Source organism: Stenotrophomonas sp. P2112 (assembly GCF_041897515.1).
Classification (GTDB): Bacteria; Pseudomonadota; Gammaproteobacteria; order Xanthomonadales; family Xanthomonadaceae; genus Stenotrophomonas; species Stenotrophomonas sepilia.
In genome coordinates, this window is record NZ_CP169216.1 from 1 (window position 1) to 22753 (window position 22753).

A 22753-nucleotide genomic window follows, 5' to 3' on the forward strand; every position below is an offset into this window, starting at 1 on the left:
TTGCTGATGGATGCCTGGTCCCGTAGTCTCGAGCGCCTCGAAGCGGAGTTCCCGCCGGAAGACGTTCATACCTGGTTGAAGCCGCTGCAGGCCGATCTGCGCGTGGACAGCCTGGTGCTGTATGCACCGAATGCCTTCATCGTCGACCAGGTCCGCGAGCTGTACCTGGCCCGGATCCGCGAGCTGCTGGCGCATTTCGCCGGTTTCAGCGACGTTTTTCTTGAAATCGGCTCGCGCCCGCGCCCCGTGGAGGCGCAGAACGCGCCGGTTTCCACGCCGTCGGCGCATGTGTCCAGCGAACCGCAGGTGCCGTTCGCCGGCAACCTGGACAGCCACTACACGTTCGCCAACTTCGTCGAAGGCCGCAGCAACCAGCTGGGCCTGGCCGCCGCCTTCCAGGCAGCGCAGAAGCCGGGCGACCGGGCGCACAACCCGCTGCTGCTGTACGGAGGCACGGGCCTGGGCAAGACCCACCTGATGTTCGCCGCCGGCAACGCCATGCGCCAGGCCAATCCAGGTGCAAAGGTGTTGTACCTGCGTTCGGAACAGTTCTTCAGCGCCATGATCCGGGCCCTGCAGGAAAAGACCATGGATCAGTTCAAGCGCCAGTTCCAGCAGGTGGACGCGCTGTTGATCGATGACATCCAGTTCTTCGCCGGCAAGGACCGCACGCAGGAAGAGTTCTTCCACACCTTCAACGCGTTGTTCGATGGCAAGCAGCAGATCATCCTGACCTGCGACCGCTATCCTCGCGAGGTCGAAGGCCTGGAAGCGCGCCTGAAGTCGCGGCTTGCCTGGGGCCTGTCGGTCGCGATCGAACCGCCGGACTTCGAGACCCGCGCCGCGATCGTGCTGGCCAAGGCGCGCGAACGCGGTGCCGAGATTCCCGATGATGTTGCGTTCCTGATCGCCAAGAAGATGCGCTCCAACGTGCGCGACCTCGAGGGCGCGCTCAATACCCTGACCGCCCGCGCCAACTTCACCGGCCGCGCGATCACCACCGAATTCGCCCAGGAAACCCTGCGCGACCTGCTGCGCGCCCAGCAGCAGGCGATCAGCATTCCCAACATCCAGAAAACCGTTGCCGACTACTACGGCCTGCAGATCAAGGATCTGCTGTCGAAGCGTCGGACCCGCTCGCTCGCTCGCCCCCGCCAGGTCGCCATGGCCCTGACCAAGGAACTGACCGAGCACAGCCTGCCCGAGATCGGCGACGCCTTTGCCGGTCGCGATCACACCACGGTGCTGCATGCCTGCCGCCAGATCCGGACCCTGATGGAAACCGACGGCAAGCTCCGCGAAGACTGGGACAAGCTGATCCGGAAGCTGAGCGAATGATGCACGGATGCCGATGAGGCGTCATCGCACAAAACGGTGCAGAATCCGGTAGCAAGCGCGGGACACGTTGTGGATAAAAATGGCGTCTGAAATCCCGTCGAATTTATCCACAGCTTTCCCCACCCCTTGGGGGTCGGTAATACAGAGGGTTTCGATGCCTGAAACTCCTTTATTTACAAAGACTTAGCATTGTTTTCCAGCGATTCTGTCTCTACCAGCACCACCAAGCTTTTGATTTATTCCACATTTTTTAAAGCATAGGGGCACGGAACCACATGCGTTTCACACTGCAGCGCGAAGCCTTTCTCAAGCCGTTGGCACAGGTCGTCAACGTGGTCGAACGCCGCCAGACCCTTCCGGTTCTGGCCAATTTCCTGGTCCAGGTGCAGAACGGCCAGCTGTCGCTGACCGGTACCGACCTGGAAGTGGAGATGGTGTCGCGGATCGCGGTTGAAGACGCCCAGGACGGCGAAACCACCATTCCCGCCCGCAAGCTGTTCGAGATCATCCGCGCCCTGCCCGATGGCAGCCGGATCACCGTCTCGCAGACCGGAGACAAGATCACCGTGCAGGCCGGTCGTAGCCGCTTCACCCTGGCAACCCTGCCCTCCAATGACTTCCCGTCGGTTGACGAAGTGGAAGCCACTGAGCGCGTGGCCATCGGCGAAGCGACCCTGAAGGAGCTCATCGAGCGCACCGCGTTCGCGATGGCGCAGCAGGACGTGCGCTATTACCTCAATGGCCTGCTGTTCGATCTGCGCGGTGACGCCCTGCGTACCGTTGCCACCGACGGCCACCGTCTGGCGCTGTGTGAAACCGACCTGGCCAAGCCGAGCGGTTCCAAGCGCCAGATCATCGTGCCGCGCAAGGGCGTGACCGAGCTGCAGCGCCTGCTGGAAAGTGGTGATCGCGAGATCGAGCTGGAAGTCGGCCGCAGCCACGTTCGCGTCAAGCGCGACGATGTCACCTTCACCTCCAAGCTGATCGACGGCCGCTTCCCGGATTACGAAGCGGTGATTCCGATCGGTGCCGACCGTGAAGTGAAGGTTGATCGTGAAGCGCTGCGCGCCTCGCTGCAGCGCGCTGCGATCCTGTCCAACGAGAAGTACCGCGGCATCCGCGTGGAAGTGTCGCCGGGCAACCTGAAGATCAGCGCGCACAACCCGGAGCAGGAGGAAGCCCAGGAAGAGATCGAAGCCGATACCACGGTCAGCGATCTGGCCATCGGCTTCAACGTGAACTACCTGCTGGATGCCCTCTCCGCCCTGCGCGATGAGGAAGTCATCATCCAGCTGCGCGACTCCAACTCCTCGGCGCTGGTGCGTGAGTCCAGCAGCGAGAAGTCGCGCCACGTGGTCATGCCGCTGCGTCTCTGACATCAGCCCGGTTCCACGTGGAACATAACGACGCCCGGGAAGCTCCCGGGCGTTTTTTTTTACGTTCCACGTGGATCATCGGGCTGAACCCTTTCCAGCACGGAATTCGAACGGACACCATCTTCCTTGATGAACCCGGTTGCGTGCGCTTTGCTTCCCACGCCGAACTGGCGACGGGACTTTGAGTCGATGCCAGGGACTGCCTCCGAATCATGTTTGATCGGGGCCGGTACCTGGGGTCTCAACGCAGTTGCTATGGACCTGTCTGGTCGGATGCCGAAGCGCATCCACGCTGCGGCGACCGTGCTCGCTGTTCCTGAAATCCTCTCTGTCCACAGGACCCATTCGGGACAGATCGGGCCAAGCCTAGCTTCTAAATCTGGGTATAAATCTAAAGCGTGGTGGTGATGGTAGAGCCAGATTTCGTGGAAAAATTTGTTATCTACGTGATTTAAAAGGAATTTATGAGGGTGAAACCCCCTGTATAGAGGCGCCTCAGGCTGGGGGGGAACCTGTGGATAGTTTCCAGACCCAGGCAAAAGGGCTTTTTTATCCACAGATTGCCCATACCTTGTGTATAAGTCATACAGTCCCGCTGTGGACAGCGTGAAACGAATGGTCCGGATTCTTTGAAATCTGTGGAACCTCCCAGAGCATCGGATCTCAGATTTGGAGGAATCCGGGCGCCCGCCCGCTCACCCGGCCGGGCAAGCGCTCATCAAACACCTGCGGCCGTGGTCCTGAAATCTTGAAATCTGGCGGGCCACGCCCCGCAACCCTGTGCAGAATTGAAGGAATTTCAGCTGCGTCCGGAGCTGGAAACGGGCATGCGGGTGAACCGGCGCCACGTGGAACCCGCGATCAGTTGGTGCGCGGGAGCTTCTGCTCCGCATCGATGCGGGGGCAGCGCGTCCGGCTTGACCGATGCAGTAAGCTGATGGATTCCCTTCCCCTCTACCGCCTCGAGCGGATGGTCGTTCGCGCCCCATGCTTATCCGCCGCCTCGCCTTGCACCAACTGCGTCGCTTCAGTGCGGTGGATCTCTTGCCCCAGCCGGGGCTGAACCTGCTCACTGGCGACAACGGTGCCGGCAAGACCAGCGTGCTGGAGGCCCTGCATCTGATGGCCTATGGCCGAAGCTTCCGCGGCAGGGTTCGCGATGGACTGGTGCGCCAGGGCCAGGAGGCGCTGGAGATCTTCGTGGAATGGGACGAACAGCGTGCCGACCACGCGCCGCATCGCCGAAAGGCCGGCCTGCGCCACAGTGGGCAGGACTGGAAGGGACGATTGGACGGTGAAGATGTGGCTCAGCTCGGCAACCTCTGCGCAGCGCTGGCGGTAGTGACGTTTGAGCCCGGCAGCCATGCGCTGGTCAGCGGCGGTGGCGAGCCCCGCCGTCGCTTCCTGGATTGGGGTTTGTTCCACGTGGAACCTGATTTCCTGTCCTTGTGGCGCCGCTATTCAAGGGCGCTGAAGCAGCGCAATGCCCTGCTCAAGCAGGGCGGCCCGTCGCGGATGCTGGACACCTGGGATCACGAGTTGGCTGAGGCCGGAGAGCCCCTTACCAGCCGGCGTCAGCACTACCTCGAGCGGCTGCAGCAGCGTGCCGTGGCGCTGGCTGCCAGTTTGGCGCCGCAACTCGGCATCCAGGCCCTGGAACTCAGTCCGGGCTGGCGTCGGCATGAGCTTCCCCTGGCAGATGCTCTGCTTCTGGCCCGGGATCGTGACCGCCAGGCCGGGTACACCTCGGTTGGGCCGCACCGGGCGGACTGGAGCGTGGATTTCCACAGCATTCCTGGTCGCGATGCATTGTCACGCGGTCAGGCCAAGCTGACCGCATTGGCGTGCCTGCTGGCGCAGGCCGAGGACTATGCAGAACAGCGCGGCGAATGGCCGGTGATCGCACTGGACGATCTGGCCTCCGAACTGGATCGGACCCACCAGGCGCGGGTATTGGAGCGCCTGCTCACCGGCCCGGCGCAGATCTTCGTCACCGCTACTGAGCCTCCGGCGGCCCTGCAGGAATTGACCCAGATCGCCCGGTTCCACGTGGAACATGCACAGATCGTGGCTGTGCCATAGTGGGCACATCAGGGCCACTCGACCCCGGCTGGTATAATTCGGGTTGGAATCCTTTCATTCTCGGCACATCGCCCCAAGCGGTGCCCGACCTGCGGAGCCTACGGCAAGCGCAATGAGCGACGAACAGAACACCCCGGCAAACAACGGCAATTACGACGCCAACAGCATTACCGCCCTGGAAGGCCTGGAGGCTGTCCGCAAGCGACCCGGCATGTACATCGGTGACGTGCATGACGGCACCGGTCTGCACCACATGGTGTTCGAGGTTGTCGACAACTCGATTGACGAAGCGCTGGCCGGCCACGCCGACCATGTCGCGGTGACGATCCACGCTGACGGCTCGGTCTCGGTGTCCGACAACGGCCGCGGCATTCCGACCGGCAAGCACGAGCAGATGAGCGCCAAGCTCGGTCGCGAGGTCTCCGCCGCCGAGGTGGTGATGACCGTCCTGCACGCAGGCGGCAAGTTCGACGACAACAGCTACAAGGTTTCCGGCGGCCTGCACGGCGTCGGCGTCAGCGTGGTCAACGCGCTGTCGCAGAAGCTGCTGGTGGACGTGTTCCAGAACGGCTCCCACTACCAGCAGGAATTCAGCAACGGCGCAGCCGTGACCCCGCTCGCCAAGCTGGAAGCCACCACCAAGCGTGGCACCACCGTGCGCTTCTGGCCGTCCACCGTCGCCTTCCACGACAACGTGGAATTCCACTACGACATCCTGGCCCGCCGTCTGCGCGAGTTGTCGTTCCTGAACTCCGGCGTCAAGATCGTCCTTGCCGACGAGCGTGGCGACGGCCGTCGCGATGACTTCCACTACGAAGGCGGCATCCGCAGCTTCGTGGAGCATCTGGCCCAGCTGAAGACCCCGCTGCACCCGAATGTCATCTCCGTCACCGGCGAGCACAACGGCATCGTCGTGGAGGTGGCGCTGCAGTGGACCGACTCCTACCAGGAGACGATGTACTGCTTCACCAACAACATCCCGCAGAAGGACGGCGGTACCCACCTCGCCGGTTTCCGTGGTGCGTTGACCCGCGTGCTCAACAACTACATCGAGCAGAACGGCATCGCCAAGCAGGCCAAGATCAACCTGACCGGCGACGACATGCGCGAAGGCATGATCGCGGTGCTGTCGGTGAAGGTGCCGGATCCCAGCTTCTCCAGCCAGACCAAGGAGAAGCTGGTCAGCTCCGACGTGCGTCCGGCGGTGGAAAACGCCTTCGGTGCGCGCCTGGAAGAGTTCCTGCAGGAAAACCCGAACGAAGCCAAGGCGATTGCCGGCAAGATCGTCGACGCCGCGCGTGCACGTGAAGCCGCCCGCAAGGCCCGCGACCTGACCCGCCGCAAGGGCGCGCTGGACATCGCCGGCCTGCCGGGCAAGCTGGCCGACTGCCAGGAAAAGGATCCGGCGCTGTCCGAACTGTTCATCGTCGAGGGTGACTCGGCAGGTGGCTCGGCCAAGCAGGGCCGCAACCGAAAGAACCAGGCGGTGCTGCCGCTGCGCGGCAAGATCCTCAACGTGGAACGCGCGCGCTTCGACCGCATGCTGTCCTCCGACCAGGTCGGTACGCTGATCACCGCGCTGGGCACCGGCATTGGCCGTGACGAGTACAACCCGGACAAGCTGCGTTACCACAAGATCATCATCATGACCGACGCCGACGTCGACGGCGCCCACATCCGCACCCTGCTGCTGACGTTCTTCTACCGTCAGATGCCGGAGCTGATCGAGCGCGGTTACGTCTACATCGGCTTGCCGCCGCTGTACAAGATCAAGCAGGGCAAGCAGGAGCTGTACCTGAAGGATGATCCGGCGCTGGACAGCTACCTGGCCAGCAGTGCGGTGGAAAACGCCGCGCTGGTGCCAGCCACCGGCGAACCGGGCATCGAAGGCCTGGCACTGGAGAAGCTGCTGCTGGCGTACGCCGCCGCGCTCGATTCCATCGAACGCAACGCGCACCGCTATGACCGCAACCTGCTCGAAGCGCTGGTCGATTTCGTGCCGATGGACATGGACAGCCTGCGCAATGCGGGCGAAGGCGAAGGCCTGGATGCGCTGGCCAAGCGACTCAACCAGGGCAGCCTGGGCAGCCCGCGTTTCAGCCTGGAACTGCAGGACGCCAACGAGGAACGCCCCGCCGCTGTGCTGGTGACCCGTCGCCACATGGGCGAGGAGCACATCCAGGTGCTGCCGATGTCGGCGTTCGAGAGTGGCGAACTGCGTGCGATCCACCAGGCCTCCAAGCTGCTGCACGGCCTGGTGCGCGAAGGTGCAACGATTTCCCGCGGCGCCAAGTCGATCGAAGTCGACAGCTTCGCGAAGGCGCAGAACTGGCTGCTCGAGGAGGCCAAGCGCGGCCGCCAGATCCAGCGATTCAAGGGTCTGGGTGAAATGAATCCGGAGCAGTTGTGGGATACCACGGTGAACCCGGAGACCCGTCGCCTGCTGCAGGTGCGCATCGAGGATGCGGTCGCTGCCGACCAGATCTTCAGCACCCTGATGGGCGATGTCGTCGAGCCGCGTCGCGACTTCATCGAAGACAATGCGCTGAAAGTCGCCAACCTGGATATCTGACACAATCGGGACCTGGCCGGTGCGCGGGGAGCTGCACCGGCCTTCGTCCCTTGAACACAGGTACCTGATGTCCGCATCCACCCCGGTCTCCGCCGCCCCGCCCCCGGTTCCGCCGGTGTCTACCCCACCGCGCGCCGTTGCACCGCTGGCAGGCTTCTTCATCGACCTGGGCATCGCCGCCGTTACCCTGGTCGGCCTGAGCATGGTCTCCGGCCTGTTCTGGGGCTTCTACCGTGCAATCGTGGTCAGCCGCGCCAACGCGGAGGCCAATGGCGGACTGACACCTGACGCTGTCGGCGCGGCAGTGGGCCAGCCCGGTGCCCTGGCGCAGATCCTGATGGCCCTGATCGCCACCGGTGGCGCCGCGCTGCTGCTGTACTTCTGGCGACGCCCGGCAAGCGCCGGCGAACGCATGGCGTCGCGACAGGCGTTGCTGCGGCCGTCCACCTGGGGCTGGACCCTGCTGGTGGCCACGCTGATCGTGCTCGGCAGCAACGGCATCGCCTTCCTTTCCAAGCAGTTCGGCATCGAGCCGGTGCCCACCAACGTGGAACTGATGCAGAGCGCGATCGCTCGCTTCCCGCTGTTCCTGGTGCTGTTTGCGGTCGTCCTCGCCCCCGCCTACGAAGAGCTGCTGTTTCGCCGCGTCCTGTTCGGGCGCCTGTGGCAAGCCGGCCGCCCCTGGCTGGGCCTGATCCTCAGCAGCCTGGCGTTCGCCCTGGTCCATGAAGTGCCCGGTGTCAGCAAGAACTCGCTGCTCGGCATGGCGCAGCTGTGGCTGGTGTACGGTGGCATGGGCGCCGCCTTCTGCTGGCTGTACCGCCGCACCGGCACCCTGTGGGCGGCGATTGCCGCGCATGCGCTGAACAACGCGGTTGCGCTCGCCGCGATGGTGTTCCTGGGGTCAACGTAACGCCGTGCCCGCTTGACGAAAGATTAAGCAGGTACGCTACACACTGCGCACATGAACACGGGGGCGGACCCATGAAACAACTGCTGCTGGCTCTAGTCATCACCACCTTGGTCAGTGCCTGTGCAACCACCACCTCGCCAACCGGACGACGGCAGATGGTGGGCGGTGTGTCGCAGGCACAGCTTGACCAGCTCGGTGCGCAGGCGTTTGCCGAGACCAAGCAGAAAGAGAAGATCAGCACCGATGGCCGCCAGAACGGCTACGTGCAGTGCGTGGTCAATGCGCTGGTCGCACAGCTGCCGCCTCAGTACCGTGGGGTACGGTGGGAGACTGCCGTATTCGTCGACAAGGAACCCAACGCCTTTGCCCTGCCCGGCGGCAAAGTGGGCGTGAACACCGGCATCTTCACCGTCGCCAGGAACCAGGACCAGTTGGCTGCCGTGATCGGTCATGAGATCGGCCACGTGATCGCGCGTCACCACGAGGAACGCATTACCCGGCAGATGGGCGCGCAGACCGGCCTGGCCGTGCTGGGCGCGCTGGCCGGTGCCGCCTATGGCGATGGTGCCGCCAATACGGTCAATCAGCTGGGCGGCATGGGCGCGCAGGCGGCCTTCCTGTTGCCCGGCTCGCGGACCCAGGAAAGCGAGGCGGACGTGATCGGCCAGCGGCTGATGGCGCAGGCCGGATTCAACCCGGCCCAGGCCGTGGATCTGTGGCAGAACATGATGGCCGCCAGCGGCGGTCGAAGCCCGCAATGGCTGTCCACCCACCCCGATCCGGCCAACCGGATCCAGGAGCTGCGACGCGACGCGCCGGGCCTGGCGCCGGTCTATCAGCAGGCCCAGGCGGCCGGGCTGCGGCCAAAGTGCGGATGAGTGCGCAGTTCTATGCTGTATTGCAGCACATAAAACGATTTCTCACGCCATCTGTTTCTGATACGTTTGGCGGCTCAGATTTTTCTGACAGTCCGACTTTGCCGCTATCCGGCGGTTCGATCGAGGTGAACGATGATTTTCCGTAACCACAAAGCTGTGCTTTCCGTCCTCGTCGCGACCGCCCTGACCGGCGCCGTGGTCACCGATGCCTTCGCGCAGTCCTCGCGTTCCTCCGACCGTGGCAGCCGCGGCGGCAGCAGCAAGCAGGCCAAGGCCGAACCGCTGTACCCGAATGCGACCCGCCAGGAGCCGACCGCCAAGGCCTCGGCCAAGATGGGCAGCAAGCTGCAGAAAATGATCGACAGCTACAACAAGGAAAAGTTCCCGGAGACGCGCACGCAGGCTGACGCGATCCTGGCTGACAGCGCCTCCAACGAGTACGACAAGTCGCTGGCCGCGCAGCTGGCCTCGCAGGCCGCCTACCAGACCGACGACACCCCGGCCGCCATCGCCTACCTGAAGCAGGTCATCCAGTTCAACGGCCTGGACAACAACGGCCACTTCCAGTCGATGCTGATGCTGGGCCAGCTGCAGCTGCAGGAAGACCAGACTGCCGAAGGCCTGGCCACCCTGGACAAGTACTTCGCCGAGAGCAAGTCGACCAAGCCGGAAGAGCTGATTGCCAAGGGCCAGGCGCTGTACCAGCTGGAGCGCTACCAGGAAGCGATCCCGGTGCTGAAGCAGGCCATCGCGGGCGCTGCCGAGCCGAAGGACAACTGGAACCAGCTGCTGATGGCGGCCCTTTCCGAAGCCGGCCAGACCGGTGAGGCCGTGCAGGCCGCAGAAGCGCTGGCGGCCAAGAACCCGTCGGACAAGAAGGCCCAGCTGAATCTGGCCAACATGTACATGCAGGCTGACCAGATGCCGAAGGCCGCCGCGGTGATGGACAAGCTGCGCAGCAGCGGCCAGCTCACCGAAGAGCGCGAGTACAAGCAGCTGTACTCGATCTATGCCAACACCGAGAACAAGGAAAAGGACGTCATCGCGGTCATCAACGAAGGGTTGCAGAAGGGCATCCTGAAGCCGGATTACCAGGTCTACCTGGCGCTGGCCCAGTCCTACTACTACTCCGACCAGGTGCCGCAGGCGATCGATGCGTGGCAGAAGGCCGCCCCGCTCTCCAAGGACGGTGAGACCTACCTGAACCTGGCACGCGTCCTGCATGCCGAAGGTCGCGTCCCCGAGGCCAAGCAGGCCGCCCAGCAGGCGCTGGCGAAGGGCGTGAAGAACCAGGCTGATGCCAAAAAAATCATCAACCTGAAGTAAGTAGGAATAACGCCTGAATGCCTGCTCAGTTGATGCGCAGGCGCTCAGGATTGGTATAAGCTTGGAGGTTCCTGCGGTGTCATGCACCGCTGATCAGGGATCCCGCCCCCGGGATTCCGGCCCCACTATTGAGCTCTTGGCGCATGACGGAACAACTAGTCGTTCACCGGTACGAACAACCCGATGACAAGGGGCTGAGCTGGCCTCGCATCGTCGGCATCGCGTTTGTAATTGCCCTGCATCTGGCCGCCTTCATGATGCTCCTGATTCCCGCCGTGGCTCCCAAGGCCGTCGCGGAGAAGGAGCGCAACGTCATGGTGACCATCGTCGACGCGCCGCCGCCGCCCCCACCGCCGCCGCCGCCGCCGCCGCCGCAGGATACTCCGCCACCGCCGGTGAAGAATCTGTCGCCGCCGAAGCCGTCGCCCGTACCGCCGCCGCCGCAGGCGCCGGTTGTCGACGTGCCGGAGCCGCGCCCGAACGATATCGTCACCCCGCCGTCGCCTCCGGCGCCGCCGGCACCGCCGACCTCGATCGAGGCCAGCGTGGACATCTCGTCGAAGGCCATGAATCCGCCGCGCTACCCGCCGGCAGCCTTCCGCGCAGGTATCCAGGGCGAAGTGATCCTGATCATTGATGTCGATGCCAGCGGCAACGTCACCAATGTCACGGTGGAAAAGTCCAGCCGTAACCGCGACCTGGACCGTGCTGCGATGGAAGCGGCTCGCAAGTGGCGCTTCAACGCCGCTGAAGCAGGCGGTAAGAAGACGGCAGGTCGCGTTCGCGTCCCGGTCAACTTTGCGCTGAACTGATGCGCCCGGGTGTCCGCCTGGCCACCCCCGCTCCCGGTTCGATTGTTTAGCTTAGCTACACCCTTTATCACCACACACAACAAAGGTAAGCGTCATGCTGCAGGAAATTTTCATCGCCGCTGCTGCCGGGGGCAATCCGTCCAACGCCCTGTCGCAGATGGGCTTCGAGCACCTGATCCACGAAATGACCACCAAGCCGGGTGATTTCGCGGTTTCCTGGGTCGTGCTGCTGACCCTGATCGCCATGTCGGCCATGTCCTGGTACTGGACCGTCATCAACATCTTCCGTGCCACCCGCCTGAAGAGCGCCGCTGATCGCGTCGTCAGCCTGTTCTGGGACACCCCGAACGCGCAGGACGCCATCCGTGCGATGGAAGAGCAGCCGGCTTCGGAGCCGTTCTCGAAGATCGCCCTGGACGCTGCCCAGGCAGCCGCCCACCACCAGCGCGCTGAAGGCGGTGCTACCGGCGGCGTCGGTGAGAACCTGAGCCGTTCGGAGTTCGTCGACCGCGCTCTGCGTCAGGCCGTCACCCGCGAAAGCAACAAGCTGCAGTCGGGCATGACCCTGCTGGCTACCGTCGGCGCGACCGCTCCGTTCGTCGGTCTGCTGGGTACCGTGTGGGGCATCTACGGCGCGCTGATCAAGATCGGTGCCACCGGCTCCGCTTCGATCGACGCCGTTGCCGGCCCGGTGGGTGAAGCGCTGATCATGACCGCGATCGGTCTGTTCGTCGCAATCCCGGCCGTGTTCGCCTTCAACTTCTTCAGCAAGATCAACAGCGCGACCATCAGCAAGTTCGATACCTTCGCGCACGACCTGCACGACTTCTTCGCCACCGGTTCGCGCGTCCGCTGATTGCGGCGCGCGTCACCCAGCGACGAAGTAAGTAGTCACCAAGATCTAGACGGAGCCCGTTATGGCTTTCAGTAGTGGTAACAGCGGCGGCCCCATGGCCGACATCAACGTTACGCCCCTCGTGGACGTGATGCTGGTGCTGCTGATCATCTTCATCATCACGGCGCCCCTGATGTCCCACAAGGTCAAGGTGGATCTGCCGGAAGCCAACCTGATCCAGAAGCCGGAAGATGCTGAAAAGCGTCCGAACCCGATCACGCTGGCAGTCAAGGAAGACGGCTCGATCTACTGGAACGACGAAGAAATCAACAAGCAGACTCTCGAGTCCCGCTTGGCGACCGCCGCACAGCAGACCCCGCAGCCGCCGCTGAACCTGCGTGGTGACCGCACCACCAAGATGCGCGTCATCAACGACCTGACCAAGGTCGCGCAGGAACAGGGCATGCTGGACGTCGGCTTCGTTGCGACCAAAGAAAAGGGGCAATAAGCCATGGCATTCAGTAGTGGTGGTGGCAAGGGCCCCATGGCAGACATCAACGTCACGCCCCTCGTGGACGTGATGCTGGTTCTGCTGATCATCTTCATCGTGACCGCGCCGATCATGACGTACCCGATCGCCGTGGACCTGCCGCAGCGTGTGCTCAACCCACCGCCGCAGCTGGTCGAACCGCCGCCGCCGATCGAACTGAAGATCGACGCCAGCAACCAGGTCTCGTGGAACAACAGCCCGATCAATACCAGCGAGCTGCAGCAGCGGATGGAGCAGGAGGTCCAGCGTGACCCGACCAACCAGCCGGAACTGCGCATCGACGCCAGCCCGGATTCCGAGTACGACGTGATGGCCAAGGTTCTGGCCGCCGCGAAGAATGCTCAGATGAAGAAGATCGGTTTTGTGCAGCAGTAAACGCGACACCGCAACACAACAGTCATGACGCGACTGCAGACGCCCCTGGAGACAGGGGCGTTTTTTTGTCCTCGTCCTGGCACATGGGATCTCGTCCTGGCACATGGGATGGGGTCAGAACGCCTTTCCTTCGGAAAAGGGATCTGACCCCATCCGGCAGCATGCGCCGCTATGATCGGCGCATGCTTGCCCTCTTCGATTCCCTGCGCCATTGGCTCGACGGTATCGCCCACCTCGGCACGATCCTGGCGGTGGCTTACCTGCTGTACCTGTTCGCGCTGGCGGGCTGGATCATGCTGCAGAAGCGCGAGCCGGTGGCCACGCTGAGCTGGATCCTTTCGTTGGCACTGCTCCCCTATCTGGGGCTCTTCATCTACTACCTGCTGGGCCCGCAGAAGGTGAAGCGGCAACGGCTGCGTCGTGGCCGTGCACGCTCGGGCATGGAGCACTACAGCGATGTCTGCCCGCCCGATTCGGACTGCACCGAACTGGCCAAGGTTGCCCAGGCAACGACCGGACTGGCCCCAAGCAGTGCCACCGAAGTGACCTGGCTGGTGGACGGTGCGGCGACCTACGCTGCCTTGCTGGAAGCCGTTGCACAGGCGCACGATCACATCCATCTGGAGTACTACATCTTCAATCCGGATCACGCAGGCACCGCCCTGCGCGATGCCCTGGTCGAGCGCGCACGTGCCGGTGTGCAGGTGCGCCTGCTGCTGGATGCGGTGGGCTCATCCGCCCTGCCCCGCCGTTTCCTGCAGCCCCTGCTCGACGCCGGCGGTGAAGCGATCTGGTTCCACCCACGGCAGCTGCTGAAACCGTTCAAGCGCCCGTGGCTGAACCTGCGCACGCACCGCAAGCTGGTGATTGTCGATGGCCGCCTGGCCTTCACTGGCGGCATCAACATCACCGACGAGGAAGACGAAAGCCGCAGGCCCGACGCTTATCGCGACCTGCACATGCGCATCCGCGGTCATGTGGTGCGCAGTCTGCAGCTGGTGTTCGCCGAGGACTGGCTCTACGCCAGTGGCCAGGAACCCTCGCGGATGGATATCGCCCGCCTGTGGCCGGCCGATATGCCGCTGCGCGGGGATGGCGCGATCAACGCGCAGGTATTGGTGTCCGGCCCGGATTCGGGCTGGGAGACGATCCACCGGCTGCACGTCGCCGCCATCCAGGAAGCGCACGAACGGGTGTGGCTGGTGACGCCCTATTTCGTGCCGGGTGAAGCGGCGCGGATGGCGCTGACTTCGGCCGCGCTGGGCGGCCTGGACGTGCGCCTGCTGGTACCGAAAATGAGCGATTCGTGGTTCGTCACCCAGGCCGCGCGCTCGTACTTCGATGAGCTGTTGCATGCCGGCGTGAAGATCTACGAGTACGGCCCGCGCATGCTGCACACCAAGGCGTTCATCGCCGACGACGACGTCTGCATTGTCGGCAGTGCCAACTTCGACCACCGCAGCTTCCGCCTGAACTTCGAGCTGTCGATGATGATCAGCGACCGGGACCGCGTGGCGGCCCTGGCCGAGCTGCTGCAGGGTGAATTCGATTGCGCCACCCGGGTGCATGACCAGGCCGGGCGCTCGCTGTGGCTGCACCGCCTGCCCGAGGCCTTCGCCCGGCTGGCCTCGCCGCTGCTGTGATGCAGCGCTACACTGCGGCGATCATCCGGGGAGCCCGACTATGTACTGGTTGTACCTGCTGCTGGCGCTGGGCTGCTTTGCCTTCGCGCTGAAGACCCCAAGCGCGGGGTTGATGACCCTGTGCCTGCTGGCTGCGCTCGGCTTCCTGCTGGCCTGGGTACGCGGTCGTTACGTGGCCCGTTTCGGCGACCTGCAGCGCGACCCGGCCACCCTGATCGATGCCGAGGAACTGCGCCGCCTGCGCGAGCAGGCCCAGGCGCGCCGCAACGATGACGCCAACGACAACGATCCGTCCCCTCTTTCCAAGTAGTTCCGTTCCATGACCCAGCTCAGCGTCAACGTCAACAAGATCGCCGTCCTGCGCAATTCGCGCGGCGGTGCCGAACCGGACGTGGTGCGCGCCGCCCAGGCCTGCCTGGATGCCGGCGCGCATGGCATCACCGTGCATCCGCGGCCGGACCGCCGCCACATCACCGCCGAGGACGTGCTCGCCCTGTCCACGTTGACCCGCGCCCGTGGCGTTGAATTCAACATCGAGGGCAATCCATTTGCGCCGCCGCGCGAGGGGTACCCGGGGCTGCTGCCGCTGTGCGAACAGACCCGTCCGGCGCAGGCCACCCTGGTGCCCGACGGCGATGGCCAGATCACCTCCGACCACGGTTTCGACTTCGAACGCGACGCCGAGCGCTTGCGCCCGTTGATTGCCCAACTGAAGGCGATGGGCTGCCGGGTCAGCCTGTTCGTGGATGCGGGCAACCCGTCGCTGGAGCAGGCCGCCGAGGTCGGTGCCGACCGCATCGAGCTGTACACCGGCCCCTACGCAGAGGCGCATGCGGCGGGCGACGCTGCGGCAATGCTCGAACTGTTCGCCACTGCGGCGCGGCGGGCGCAGGCGGTGGGCCTGGGCGTCAACGCCGGGCACGACCTGTCGCAGGACAACCTGCGCGATTTCCTGGGCCACGTGCCGGACGTGCTGGAGGTGTCGATTGGCCACGCGCTGATCGGCGAGGCACTGTATGACGGGCTGGATGCCACCGTGCGCGGGTACTTGGCGCTGCTTTGATGCATTGCAGCCGAGCGTAGGCTCGGCTCTACAAGGTATCCGTATCCACTGTAGAGCCGAGCCCACGCTCGGCTCAGACTTGCCCTGAACCCTTCAGACAGCCGTCGCAGCCATTGAGACGGTGGCGACGTACCCTGCCGCAATGGGTATTGCGATCAAGGGCCGAGGTTCCACGTCCCACCTTGCTGGGCGCTTCGAAAGCACCGTCAGCGAGGCGGTGGACGACGGCTGGGCGGTCGATGAGAGCGAGGAGTTCCTCGCGCCGCGCCTGCGCACCGAGGTGCGCGCCGAGACCGCGCGCAGCATCATCACCCGCAACACTTCGCCAGACGTCGGCTTCAGCCAGTCGGTGAATCCGTATCGCGGTTGTGAGCATGGGTGTTCCTACTGCTTCGCGCGCCCTTCCCATGCCTATCTGAACCTGTCACCTGGCCTGGACTTCGAGACCAAGCTGTTCGCCAAGACCAATGCGCCTCAGCTGCTGCGCAAGGAACTGTCGAAACCCGGTTACGTGCCGCAGCCGATCGCGCTGGGCATCAACACCGATGCATATCAGCCGATCGAGCGCAAGTTCAAGCTGACCCGCCAGCTGATCGAAGTGATGCTGGAAACCAGGCATCCGTTCTCGCTGATCACCAAGAACGCACTGGTCGAGCGCGACATTGATCTGCTCGCGCCGCTGGCGGCGGAGAACCTGGTCAGTGTGCATTTCTCGGTGACCTCGCTGGACCCGCATCTCTCCGCGAAGCTGGAACCGCGCGCATCAGCACCCCATGCACGATTGCGCGCGATGAAGCGCCTGCATGACGCGGGTATCCCGGTGGGCGTGATGGTGGCACCGGTGATTCCGTGGATCAACGACAGCGAACTTGAAGCGGTGCTGGAGGCTGCGCACGATGCAGGCGCCAGTACCGCAGGCTACGTGCTGCTGCGCCTGCCGCTGGAAGTGGCGCCACTGTTCCGCGACTGGCTCGATACCCATCATCCCGATCGCGCCGCGCACGTGATGAGTACCATCCAGCAGCTGCGTGGTGGCAAGGACTACGACAGCCAGTTCGGCACCCGCATGCGCGGCCAGGGCGTGTATGCCGATCTGTTGAACAACCGCTTCAAGCTGGCGCGCAAGCGGTTGGGATTCAATGCGCAGAACAGCCATTGGCCGAAGCTGGATTGCAGCCGGTTCCAGAAGCCGTTGCCGCTGAAGAAGGATTCGCCGCAAGGGTCGTTGTTCTGAGGCCATCAGTCGAGCATGGCTCGACTGTACATCAAGGCCGACGAGCAGTTCGGCGTCACCCCCCAAACAACTTCTGCGCACTCTGGAACAGGATCCAGCTGGTGGCGATGAACTTGTCGCCACCCTGTGGCCGATTGCCGCGATGGGTGTGGGTGAACGCCGTCGGCGCAATCAGCAAACTGCCGGTGCGCGGCGCGATCTTCCGCCCCTGGAACAGGAACTCGGTTTCGCCCTCGTCGAAGTCGTCATTGAGGTACAGCGTCCACAGTACATGCCGGTGCAGGGTCTCGGCCTGCGCATCCTTCGGGTACAGCTCGCAGTGCCAGTACGGGTAGCCACCCTCGCCCGCGGCGTACCACTGCAGGTTGATCGCACCCGGACGAAGGCAGGTGCGGGCCAGGTCGGCCAGCTGCTGTTGCGGCATGTCGGGAAAGTCCTCGGCAGACAGGCGTCGCGGTTGGCCATTGCTGTCCTGGATCTGCAACATCAGCGGCGCGATCAATGCCTGTGGATAACGGCGTAGATAAGTCAGCAGGCCGTTGAACACCGCGATCTGCAGCTGCTGGTCGACGTCCTGCCAACCGTCCAGGCCACTGATGCGCAGATCCTTGCTGTGCTTGAGTTCGGGGAACACGCCACTGCCCACCGCACCGGGCAGCAGGCCACGCGTGGCACGCATGCGCTCGACGATGGCCGCGCAGACCTCACTGGGGACGGCGTTGTGGATGACTTCGATGAAATCGACCGGGCCCTGCTCGTGCATGCGTGCATTCCTTCGGCGGCAACGGCTTGATGGTGCCGTTTGCCGCCCGCGGTGTCACCCTGCGGTCATGTCATCGAACTGCCATGACCGCCGTCAGGCGTCGAGCCGTCAGCCCTGCGCTTCGTCGTGCGCGTGGTGGTAACGCACCGCTTCGGCCACTTCCTCGCGCGAACCCAGGAACACCGGCACGCGCTGGTGCAGCTGGTCGGGCTGGATGTCGAGGATGCGCTCGCGGCCGGTCCAGGCGGCGCCGCCGGCCTGTTCGACCAGCAGGCCCATCGGATTGGCTTCGTACATCAGGCGCAGCTTGCCGGCCTTGGACGGATCCTTCTTGTCCCACGGGTAGATGAAGATGCCGCCGCGGGTCAGGATGCGATGCACGTCGGCCACCATGCTGGCGATCCAGCGCATGTTGAAGTTCTTGCCGCGCGAGCCTTCCTTGCCGGCCAGCAGATCACTGACGTAGGCCTGCATCGGCGCTTCCCAGTGACGCTGGTTGGACATGTTGATGGCGAATTCCTGGGTGGCCGCCGGAATCTGCATGTTCTCGGTGGTCAGCACGAACTCGCCCTTCTCGCGGTCCAGGGTGAAGGCGTGGGTGCCATGGCCGACGGTCAGCACCAGCTGGGTGCTGGGCCCGTAGATGCAGTAGCCAGCGCCGATCTGCTTGCTGCCCGGCTGCAGGAAGGCGTCATCGCCCGGCAGCTCGACGTTGGTCGGGCAACGCAGCACGGAGAAGATGGTGCCGACGGAGACGTTGACGTCGATGTTGGAGCTGCCGTCGAGGGGATCGAACAGCAGCAGGAAATCACCGCGCGGGTAGATGTCCGGCACCGGCTGGCTGTGGTCCATTTCCTCCGAGGCGCAGGCGGCAAGGTGGCCACCCCAGGCATTGGCTTCGAGCAGGATCTCGTTGCTGATCACGTCCAGCTTCTTCTGTGCTTCACCCTGCACGTTGCCGGTACCGGCGTCGCCGAGCACGCCACCGAGGGCGCCCTTGCTGACGGCGATGGAAATGCTGGTGCAGGCGCGGGCGACCACGGCGATCAGCTGGCGCAGGTCGGCATTGATGCGGCCGGCGTGCTGTTCCTGGATCAGGAAGCGGGTCAACGAAGTACGGGACATGGTCGGGCAGGTCTCGGCAGCGGGAAAACGCCTATTGTCGCCCGTCTGGCGGGGGCGTGCGTGAGCGCGGGAAGGCGTAATCGTTTCCAGATGCGTTGCGCTCGTGGCGCCTTCCTTCATGGAGGCACAGGGCGAGGTACACCGTGGCCAGGACACGCCGTAAACCCATCCATGGGGGCTCGGTCGGCGCATCCATGCGCCTCACGGTCCTGGCCACGGTGTACCTCGCCCTGCGCTTCAGGGTTCGCCGCGAGCGCGGAGGGTGTGGCAAAGGCAGAGGCAAAGCAGAAGCAAAAACAAAGGCGCCTTTCGGCGCCTTTGTTGTCAAACCACTGGTGCGTTGCTTCAGCCCTTGGCGACGGTGGCCACGGCCTTGGCGACGTATTCCAGGTTGTTCTGGTTCAGCGCGGCCACGCAGATGCGGCCGGTGCCGACGGCGTAAATGCCGAACTCGTCGCGCAGGCGTTCGACCTGCTCACGGCTCAGGCCCGAGTAGGAGAACATGCCAGCCTGTTCGTTGATGAAGCCGAACTGCGGCGCACCGGCAGCGGCCAGCTTTTCGACCAGGCCCTGGCGCAGGGCGTGGATGCGCTCGCGCATCTCGGTCAGCTCCTGCTCCCACATCGCGCGCAGTTCCGGGTTGGTCAGCACGCCGGCCACCAGCGCGGCACCGTGGGTGGACGGGCTGGAGTAGATGGTGCGGATCACACGCTTGACCTGCGACTGCACGGCCTTGGCGTCAGCAGCGGTCGGCGCCACCATCGACAACGCACCCACGCGCTCGCCATACAGCGAGAACGACTTGGAGTACGAGTTGGCGACGATGAAGCTGTCGATGCCGGCTTCGGCGATGATGCGCACGGCGGCGCCATCCTGCTCGATGCCCTTGTCGAAGCCCTGGTAGGCCATGTCGATGAAGGGGAACAGCTGCTTGTCCTTCAGCAGTTGCGCGACCTGCTTCCACTGGCTGACCGTGAGGTCGGCACCGGTGGGGTTGTGGCAGCAGGCGTGCAGCAGCACTACGGTGCCGGCTTCCAGCTTGCCGAGGTCGGCCAGCATGCCGTTGAAGTCGACGCCATGGCTGGCCGGATCGAAATAGGTGTAATCCAGCACCTCGAAACCGGCCGCGCTGAACACCGCACGGTGGTTCTCCCAGCTCGGGTTGCTCAGCGCCACGGTGGCGTGCGGCAGCAGCTTCTTCAGCACGTCGGCGCCGACGCGCAGCGCACCGCTGCCACCGACGGTCTGTGCGGTGGTGACGCGGCCGGCGGCCAGCAGCGGCGAGTCTTTGCCGAACACCAGCTCTCGCGTGGCCTGCGTGTATGCCGGCAGGCCATCGATCGGCAGGTAGCCGCGCGGTTTGGCGTCAGCGGCAAGCTGCTGCTCGATCTGCTTGACGGCGCGCAGCAGCGGGATGCGGCCGCTCTCGTCGTAGTAGATGCCCACACCCAGGTTGACCTTGGTCGGGCGGCTGTCGGCGTTGTACGCCTCGGTCAGGCCCAGGATCGGGTCGCCTGGGACCAGTTCCACGTTTGCAAAGAAGGACACGGCGGTACTCGTTCGGTAGACGGAAAGGGGGAGGAAGTGCGCTACGCGGTCTGCGGCCTTGCAGCCGGAAACAGCCCATCGTAACAAAGCCTGCCGGGCCTGGCCGCCGCCGTCGTCATCCGTAGCCCCGTACCATGGCGTGCGTTGCCGCCTGATCCATCAACCTGAATCATGAATCCCGCCGCACGTCGCCATTGCCTGCCGTTGTCCATCCTCCTGCTGTCGCCCTGGGCGGCCGTGGCCGGGCCCGCACCGACCGCCCTGCCCAGCGTGCAGGTGCAGGCAGCGCGGGTGCCGGGCATCGACCCGTTCGCGTTGCCGGCCAGCCTGGACACGGTCTGGATCGACGCCGGCCGCGCCGGCGCCGGCGCACGGCTGTCCGAGGCGCTGGCCGGGGTCCCGGGCCTGGTCGCCCGTGACCGCCAGAACTTCGCGCAGGACACCCAGCTGTCGATCCGTGGCTTTGGTGCGCGCTCGACCTTCGGTGTGCGTGGGGTGCGGGTGTTGATCGACGGGGTGCCGGCGACCATGCCCGACGGACAGGGCCAGCTGTCGCATGCCAGCCTGCTCGGTGCCGAACGGATCGACGTGCTGCGCGGACCGTTCTCGGCGCTGTACGGCAATTCCTCCGGCGGCGTGCTGCAGGTCTGGAGCGCACAGGGCCAGGCCGGCGACCCGTGGCGGCTGCGCGTCAACGCGGGTGCCGACAACACGCTCAGCGTCGGCGCGCAACTGAAGGGTGCCGGCCGTGTTCTGGATTACAACATCGCCGCCAATCACTTCCGCACCGATGGCTGGCGCGACCACAGCCGTGCCCGCCGCGAATCGCTCGCTGCGCGTATCGGTGGCGATCTCGGCGGGGGGCGGCTGGAGCTGCTGCTCAATGCCTTCGATGCCCCCGATGCGCAGGACCCGCTGGGCCTGAGCCGTGCCCAGGTGGCGGCCGATCCGCGCCAGGCCACCGCCGTGGCGCACCAGTACAACACCCGTAAATCGGTGCGCCAGCAGCAGGCCGGCCTGCGCTGGACCCGTGAAACCAGGGCGCAGCGTTGGCAGCTGATGGGCTATGCCGGCCAGCGCGCGGTACGCCAGTACCTGCCGATCCCGCCGGCAGCTCAGACCAACAGCCCGTTGCATGCCGGCGGGGTGATCGACCTGGAGGGCGGCTATGGCGGGCTGGACGCGCGCTGGGGCTGGCACGGCGACCTCGCCGGCCGGCTGCTGGATCTGGTGGCCGGGCTCAGCGCCGACCGCCAGCGCCAGCATCGCACCGGCCATGAGAACTTCATCGGCAGCGCTCTCGGCGTGCGTGGGCAGCTGCGCAGAGACCAGATCGACACCGTGCAGAACGTCGATCAGTTCGCCCAGGCGTGGTGGCAGTGGAGTCCACGCTGGTCATTGCTGGCTGGCGTGCGTCGCAGCGCCGTGCGCTTCGAATCCGACGATCGCTACATCACCGCCCGCAACCCGGACGACAGCGGCCACCGCCGCTACCAGGCCACCACGCCGGTGGCCGGGATCAGCTTCGCGGCCAGCCGGCAGTGGCGGCTGCACGCGGCGGTGGGCCGTGGCTTCGAGACGCCCACCTTCAACGAGCTGGGGTATCGCGCCGACGGGCAGGCGGGACTGGCGCTGGATCTGGCGGCGGCGCGCAGCCGCAGCCTGGAGGTGGGCAGCAAATGGCATGCACAGGACGGAACCCAGCTCGATATCAGCCTGTTCCGCGCAGATACCGACGATGAGTTGGCAGTTGCCAGCAACATCGGCGGACGCAGCACCTATCGCAACATCGGCCGCACCCGCCGCCAGGGCGTGGAACTGCGCTACCGGCAGCCGTTGGCAGAACAGTTGGAACTGCAGGTGGCCTGGACCTGGCTGCAGGCGCAGGTGCGTGCGCCGTACCTGACCTCGAACACCTGGGTTTCCGCTGGCAGCCGCTTGCCCGGCGTACCGCGCCAGCAGGCGTTTGCCCGGCTGCAGTGGACCCCGGCCGACTGGCAGTGGGCGCTGGAGGCCGCCGCCAGCACCGATACCCTGGTCAACGACGTGGCCACGGAGCGGGCGCCGGGCTACGCGTTGCTGAACCTGGAAGCCGGTCGTCTCTGGACACTGCCAGGTGGCGAGCTGCGCGCCTTCGCCCGGCTGGAGAACGTGCTGGACCAGGCCTACATCGGCTCGGTGATCGTCAACGACGGCAACGGGCGCTTCTACGAACCGGGGCCGGGACGGCGAGCCAACGTCGGCCTGCAATGGTCGTGGCGCTGAAAGGGGTAGTGCGGGCCGCTGGCCGGCATCGCGCCGTGCACGACGTCAGGAGGTT

General features: G+C 64.9%; 19 protein-coding genes. 16 read left to right on the top strand and 3 right to left on the bottom strand.

The window, feature by feature from the left end:
• Window positions 1-6: 6 nt before the first annotated feature.
• The 15 genes from dnaA to ACEPA4_RS00075 all read left to right on the top strand — a co-directional run bounded on the left by dnaA (window position 7) and on the right by ACEPA4_RS00075 (window position 16997).
• Entirely contained in the window at window positions 7-1338 is a 1332-nt protein-coding gene (gene dnaA, locus ACEPA4_RS00005; RefSeq protein WP_014645405.1) for a chromosomal replication initiator protein DnaA, read from the top strand.
• Window positions 1339-1613: 275 nt separating this feature from the next.
• Window positions 1614-2714, top strand: coding sequence for a DNA polymerase III subunit beta (gene dnaN / locus ACEPA4_RS00010; protein WP_005411731.1), 1101 nt, complete (start codon window positions 1614-1616; stop codon window positions 2712-2714).
• Window positions 2715-3701: 987 nt separating this feature from the next.
• Complete coding sequence (gene recF, locus ACEPA4_RS00015; protein ID WP_005421208.1) at window positions 3702-4796, top strand: DNA replication/repair protein RecF; 1095 nt, start codon at window positions 3702-3704, stop codon at window positions 4794-4796.
• Window positions 4797-4908: 112 nt separating this feature from the next.
• Window positions 4909-7368 carry a DNA topoisomerase (ATP-hydrolyzing) subunit B gene (gene gyrB / locus ACEPA4_RS00020; RefSeq protein WP_005421206.1) on the top strand — a complete coding sequence of 820 codons (2460 nt, stop codon included), beginning with the start codon at window positions 4909-4911 and terminating at the stop codon, window positions 7366-7368.
• A gap of 67 nt (window positions 7369-7435) precedes the next feature.
• A complete protein-coding gene (locus ACEPA4_RS00025; protein WP_032954741.1) occupies window positions 7436-8281 on the top strand; it encodes a CPBP family intramembrane glutamic endopeptidase in 846 nt (281 codons plus the stop codon).
• Window positions 8282-8352: 71 nt separating this feature from the next.
• The gene (locus ACEPA4_RS00030) at window positions 8353-9159 is read left to right on the top strand and encodes a M48 family metallopeptidase (protein ID WP_005421202.1); all 807 of its coding nucleotides are present in this window, start codon (window positions 8353-8355) and stop codon (window positions 9157-9159) included.
• Window positions 9160-9291: 132 nt separating this feature from the next.
• Window positions 9292-10485: a lipopolysaccharide assembly protein LapB gene (locus ACEPA4_RS00035; RefSeq protein ID WP_005421200.1), complete on the top strand. Its 1194-nt coding sequence runs from the start codon at window positions 9292-9294 to the stop codon at window positions 10483-10485.
• 254 nt (window positions 10486-10739) lie between these two features.
• A complete protein-coding gene (locus ACEPA4_RS00040; protein WP_171956535.1) occupies window positions 10740-11297 on the top strand; it encodes an energy transducer TonB in 558 nt (185 codons plus the stop codon).
• A 94-nt stretch (window positions 11298-11391) separates the two neighbouring features.
• Entirely contained in the window at window positions 11392-12153 is a 762-nt protein-coding gene (gene exbB / locus ACEPA4_RS00045) for a TonB-system energizer ExbB (RefSeq protein WP_005411738.1), read from the top strand.
• A gap of 61 nt (window positions 12154-12214) precedes the next feature.
• Window positions 12215-12640, top strand: coding sequence for a biopolymer transporter ExbD (locus ACEPA4_RS00050; protein ID WP_005421196.1), 426 nt, complete (start codon window positions 12215-12217; stop codon window positions 12638-12640).
• 3 nt (window positions 12641-12643) lie between these two features.
• Window positions 12644-13057, top strand: coding sequence for a biopolymer transporter ExbD (locus ACEPA4_RS00055; RefSeq protein WP_005411740.1), 414 nt, complete (start codon window positions 12644-12646; stop codon window positions 13055-13057).
• Between the two features lie 182 nt (window positions 13058-13239).
• Window positions 13240-14700 (top strand): cardiolipin synthase, encoded by a 1461-nt coding sequence (cls, locus tag ACEPA4_RS00060; RefSeq protein ID WP_065179064.1) that lies wholly within the window; start codon window positions 13240-13242, stop codon window positions 14698-14700.
• 40 nt (window positions 14701-14740) lie between these two features.
• Window positions 14741-15010: a hypothetical protein gene (locus tag ACEPA4_RS00065; protein ID WP_005421192.1), complete on the top strand. Its 270-nt coding sequence runs from the start codon at window positions 14741-14743 to the stop codon at window positions 15008-15010.
• Window positions 15011-15019: 9 nt separating this feature from the next.
• Complete coding sequence (locus ACEPA4_RS00070; RefSeq protein WP_005421190.1) at window positions 15020-15763, top strand: pyridoxine 5'-phosphate synthase; 744 nt, start codon at window positions 15020-15022, stop codon at window positions 15761-15763.
• A 142-nt stretch (window positions 15764-15905) separates the two neighbouring features.
• A complete protein-coding gene (locus tag ACEPA4_RS00075) occupies window positions 15906-16997 on the top strand; it encodes a PA0069 family radical SAM protein (protein WP_262090445.1) in 1092 nt (363 codons plus the stop codon).
• 55 nt (window positions 16998-17052) lie between these two features.
• Here ACEPA4_RS00075 and ACEPA4_RS00080 read toward each other — a convergent pair whose 3' ends face one another.
• The 3 genes from ACEPA4_RS00080 to ACEPA4_RS00090 all read right to left on the bottom strand — a co-directional run bounded on the left by ACEPA4_RS00080 (window position 17053) and on the right by ACEPA4_RS00090 (window position 20433).
• Window positions 17053-17760, bottom strand: a complete 708-nt coding sequence (locus tag ACEPA4_RS00080) for a 2OG-Fe(II) oxygenase (protein WP_032957940.1) — start codon at window positions 17758-17760, stop codon at window positions 17053-17055.
• 108 nt (window positions 17761-17868) lie between these two features.
• Window positions 17869-18885 carry a class 1 fructose-bisphosphatase gene (locus tag ACEPA4_RS00085; RefSeq protein ID WP_065186803.1) on the bottom strand — a complete coding sequence of 339 codons (1017 nt, stop codon included), beginning with the start codon at window positions 18883-18885 and terminating at the stop codon, window positions 17869-17871.
• 345 nt (window positions 18886-19230) lie between these two features.
• Window positions 19231-20433 carry an amino acid aminotransferase gene (locus ACEPA4_RS00090; protein ID WP_053496721.1) on the bottom strand — a complete coding sequence of 401 codons (1203 nt, stop codon included), beginning with the start codon at window positions 20431-20433 and terminating at the stop codon, window positions 19231-19233.
• A 171-nt stretch (window positions 20434-20604) separates the two neighbouring features.
• Between ACEPA4_RS00090 and ACEPA4_RS00095 the strand changes: the two genes are divergently transcribed.
• Window positions 20605-22698, top strand: a complete 2094-nt coding sequence (locus ACEPA4_RS00095) for a TonB-dependent receptor domain-containing protein (protein ID WP_262090443.1) — start codon at window positions 20605-20607, stop codon at window positions 22696-22698.
• Window positions 22699-22753: the final 55 nt, after the last annotated feature.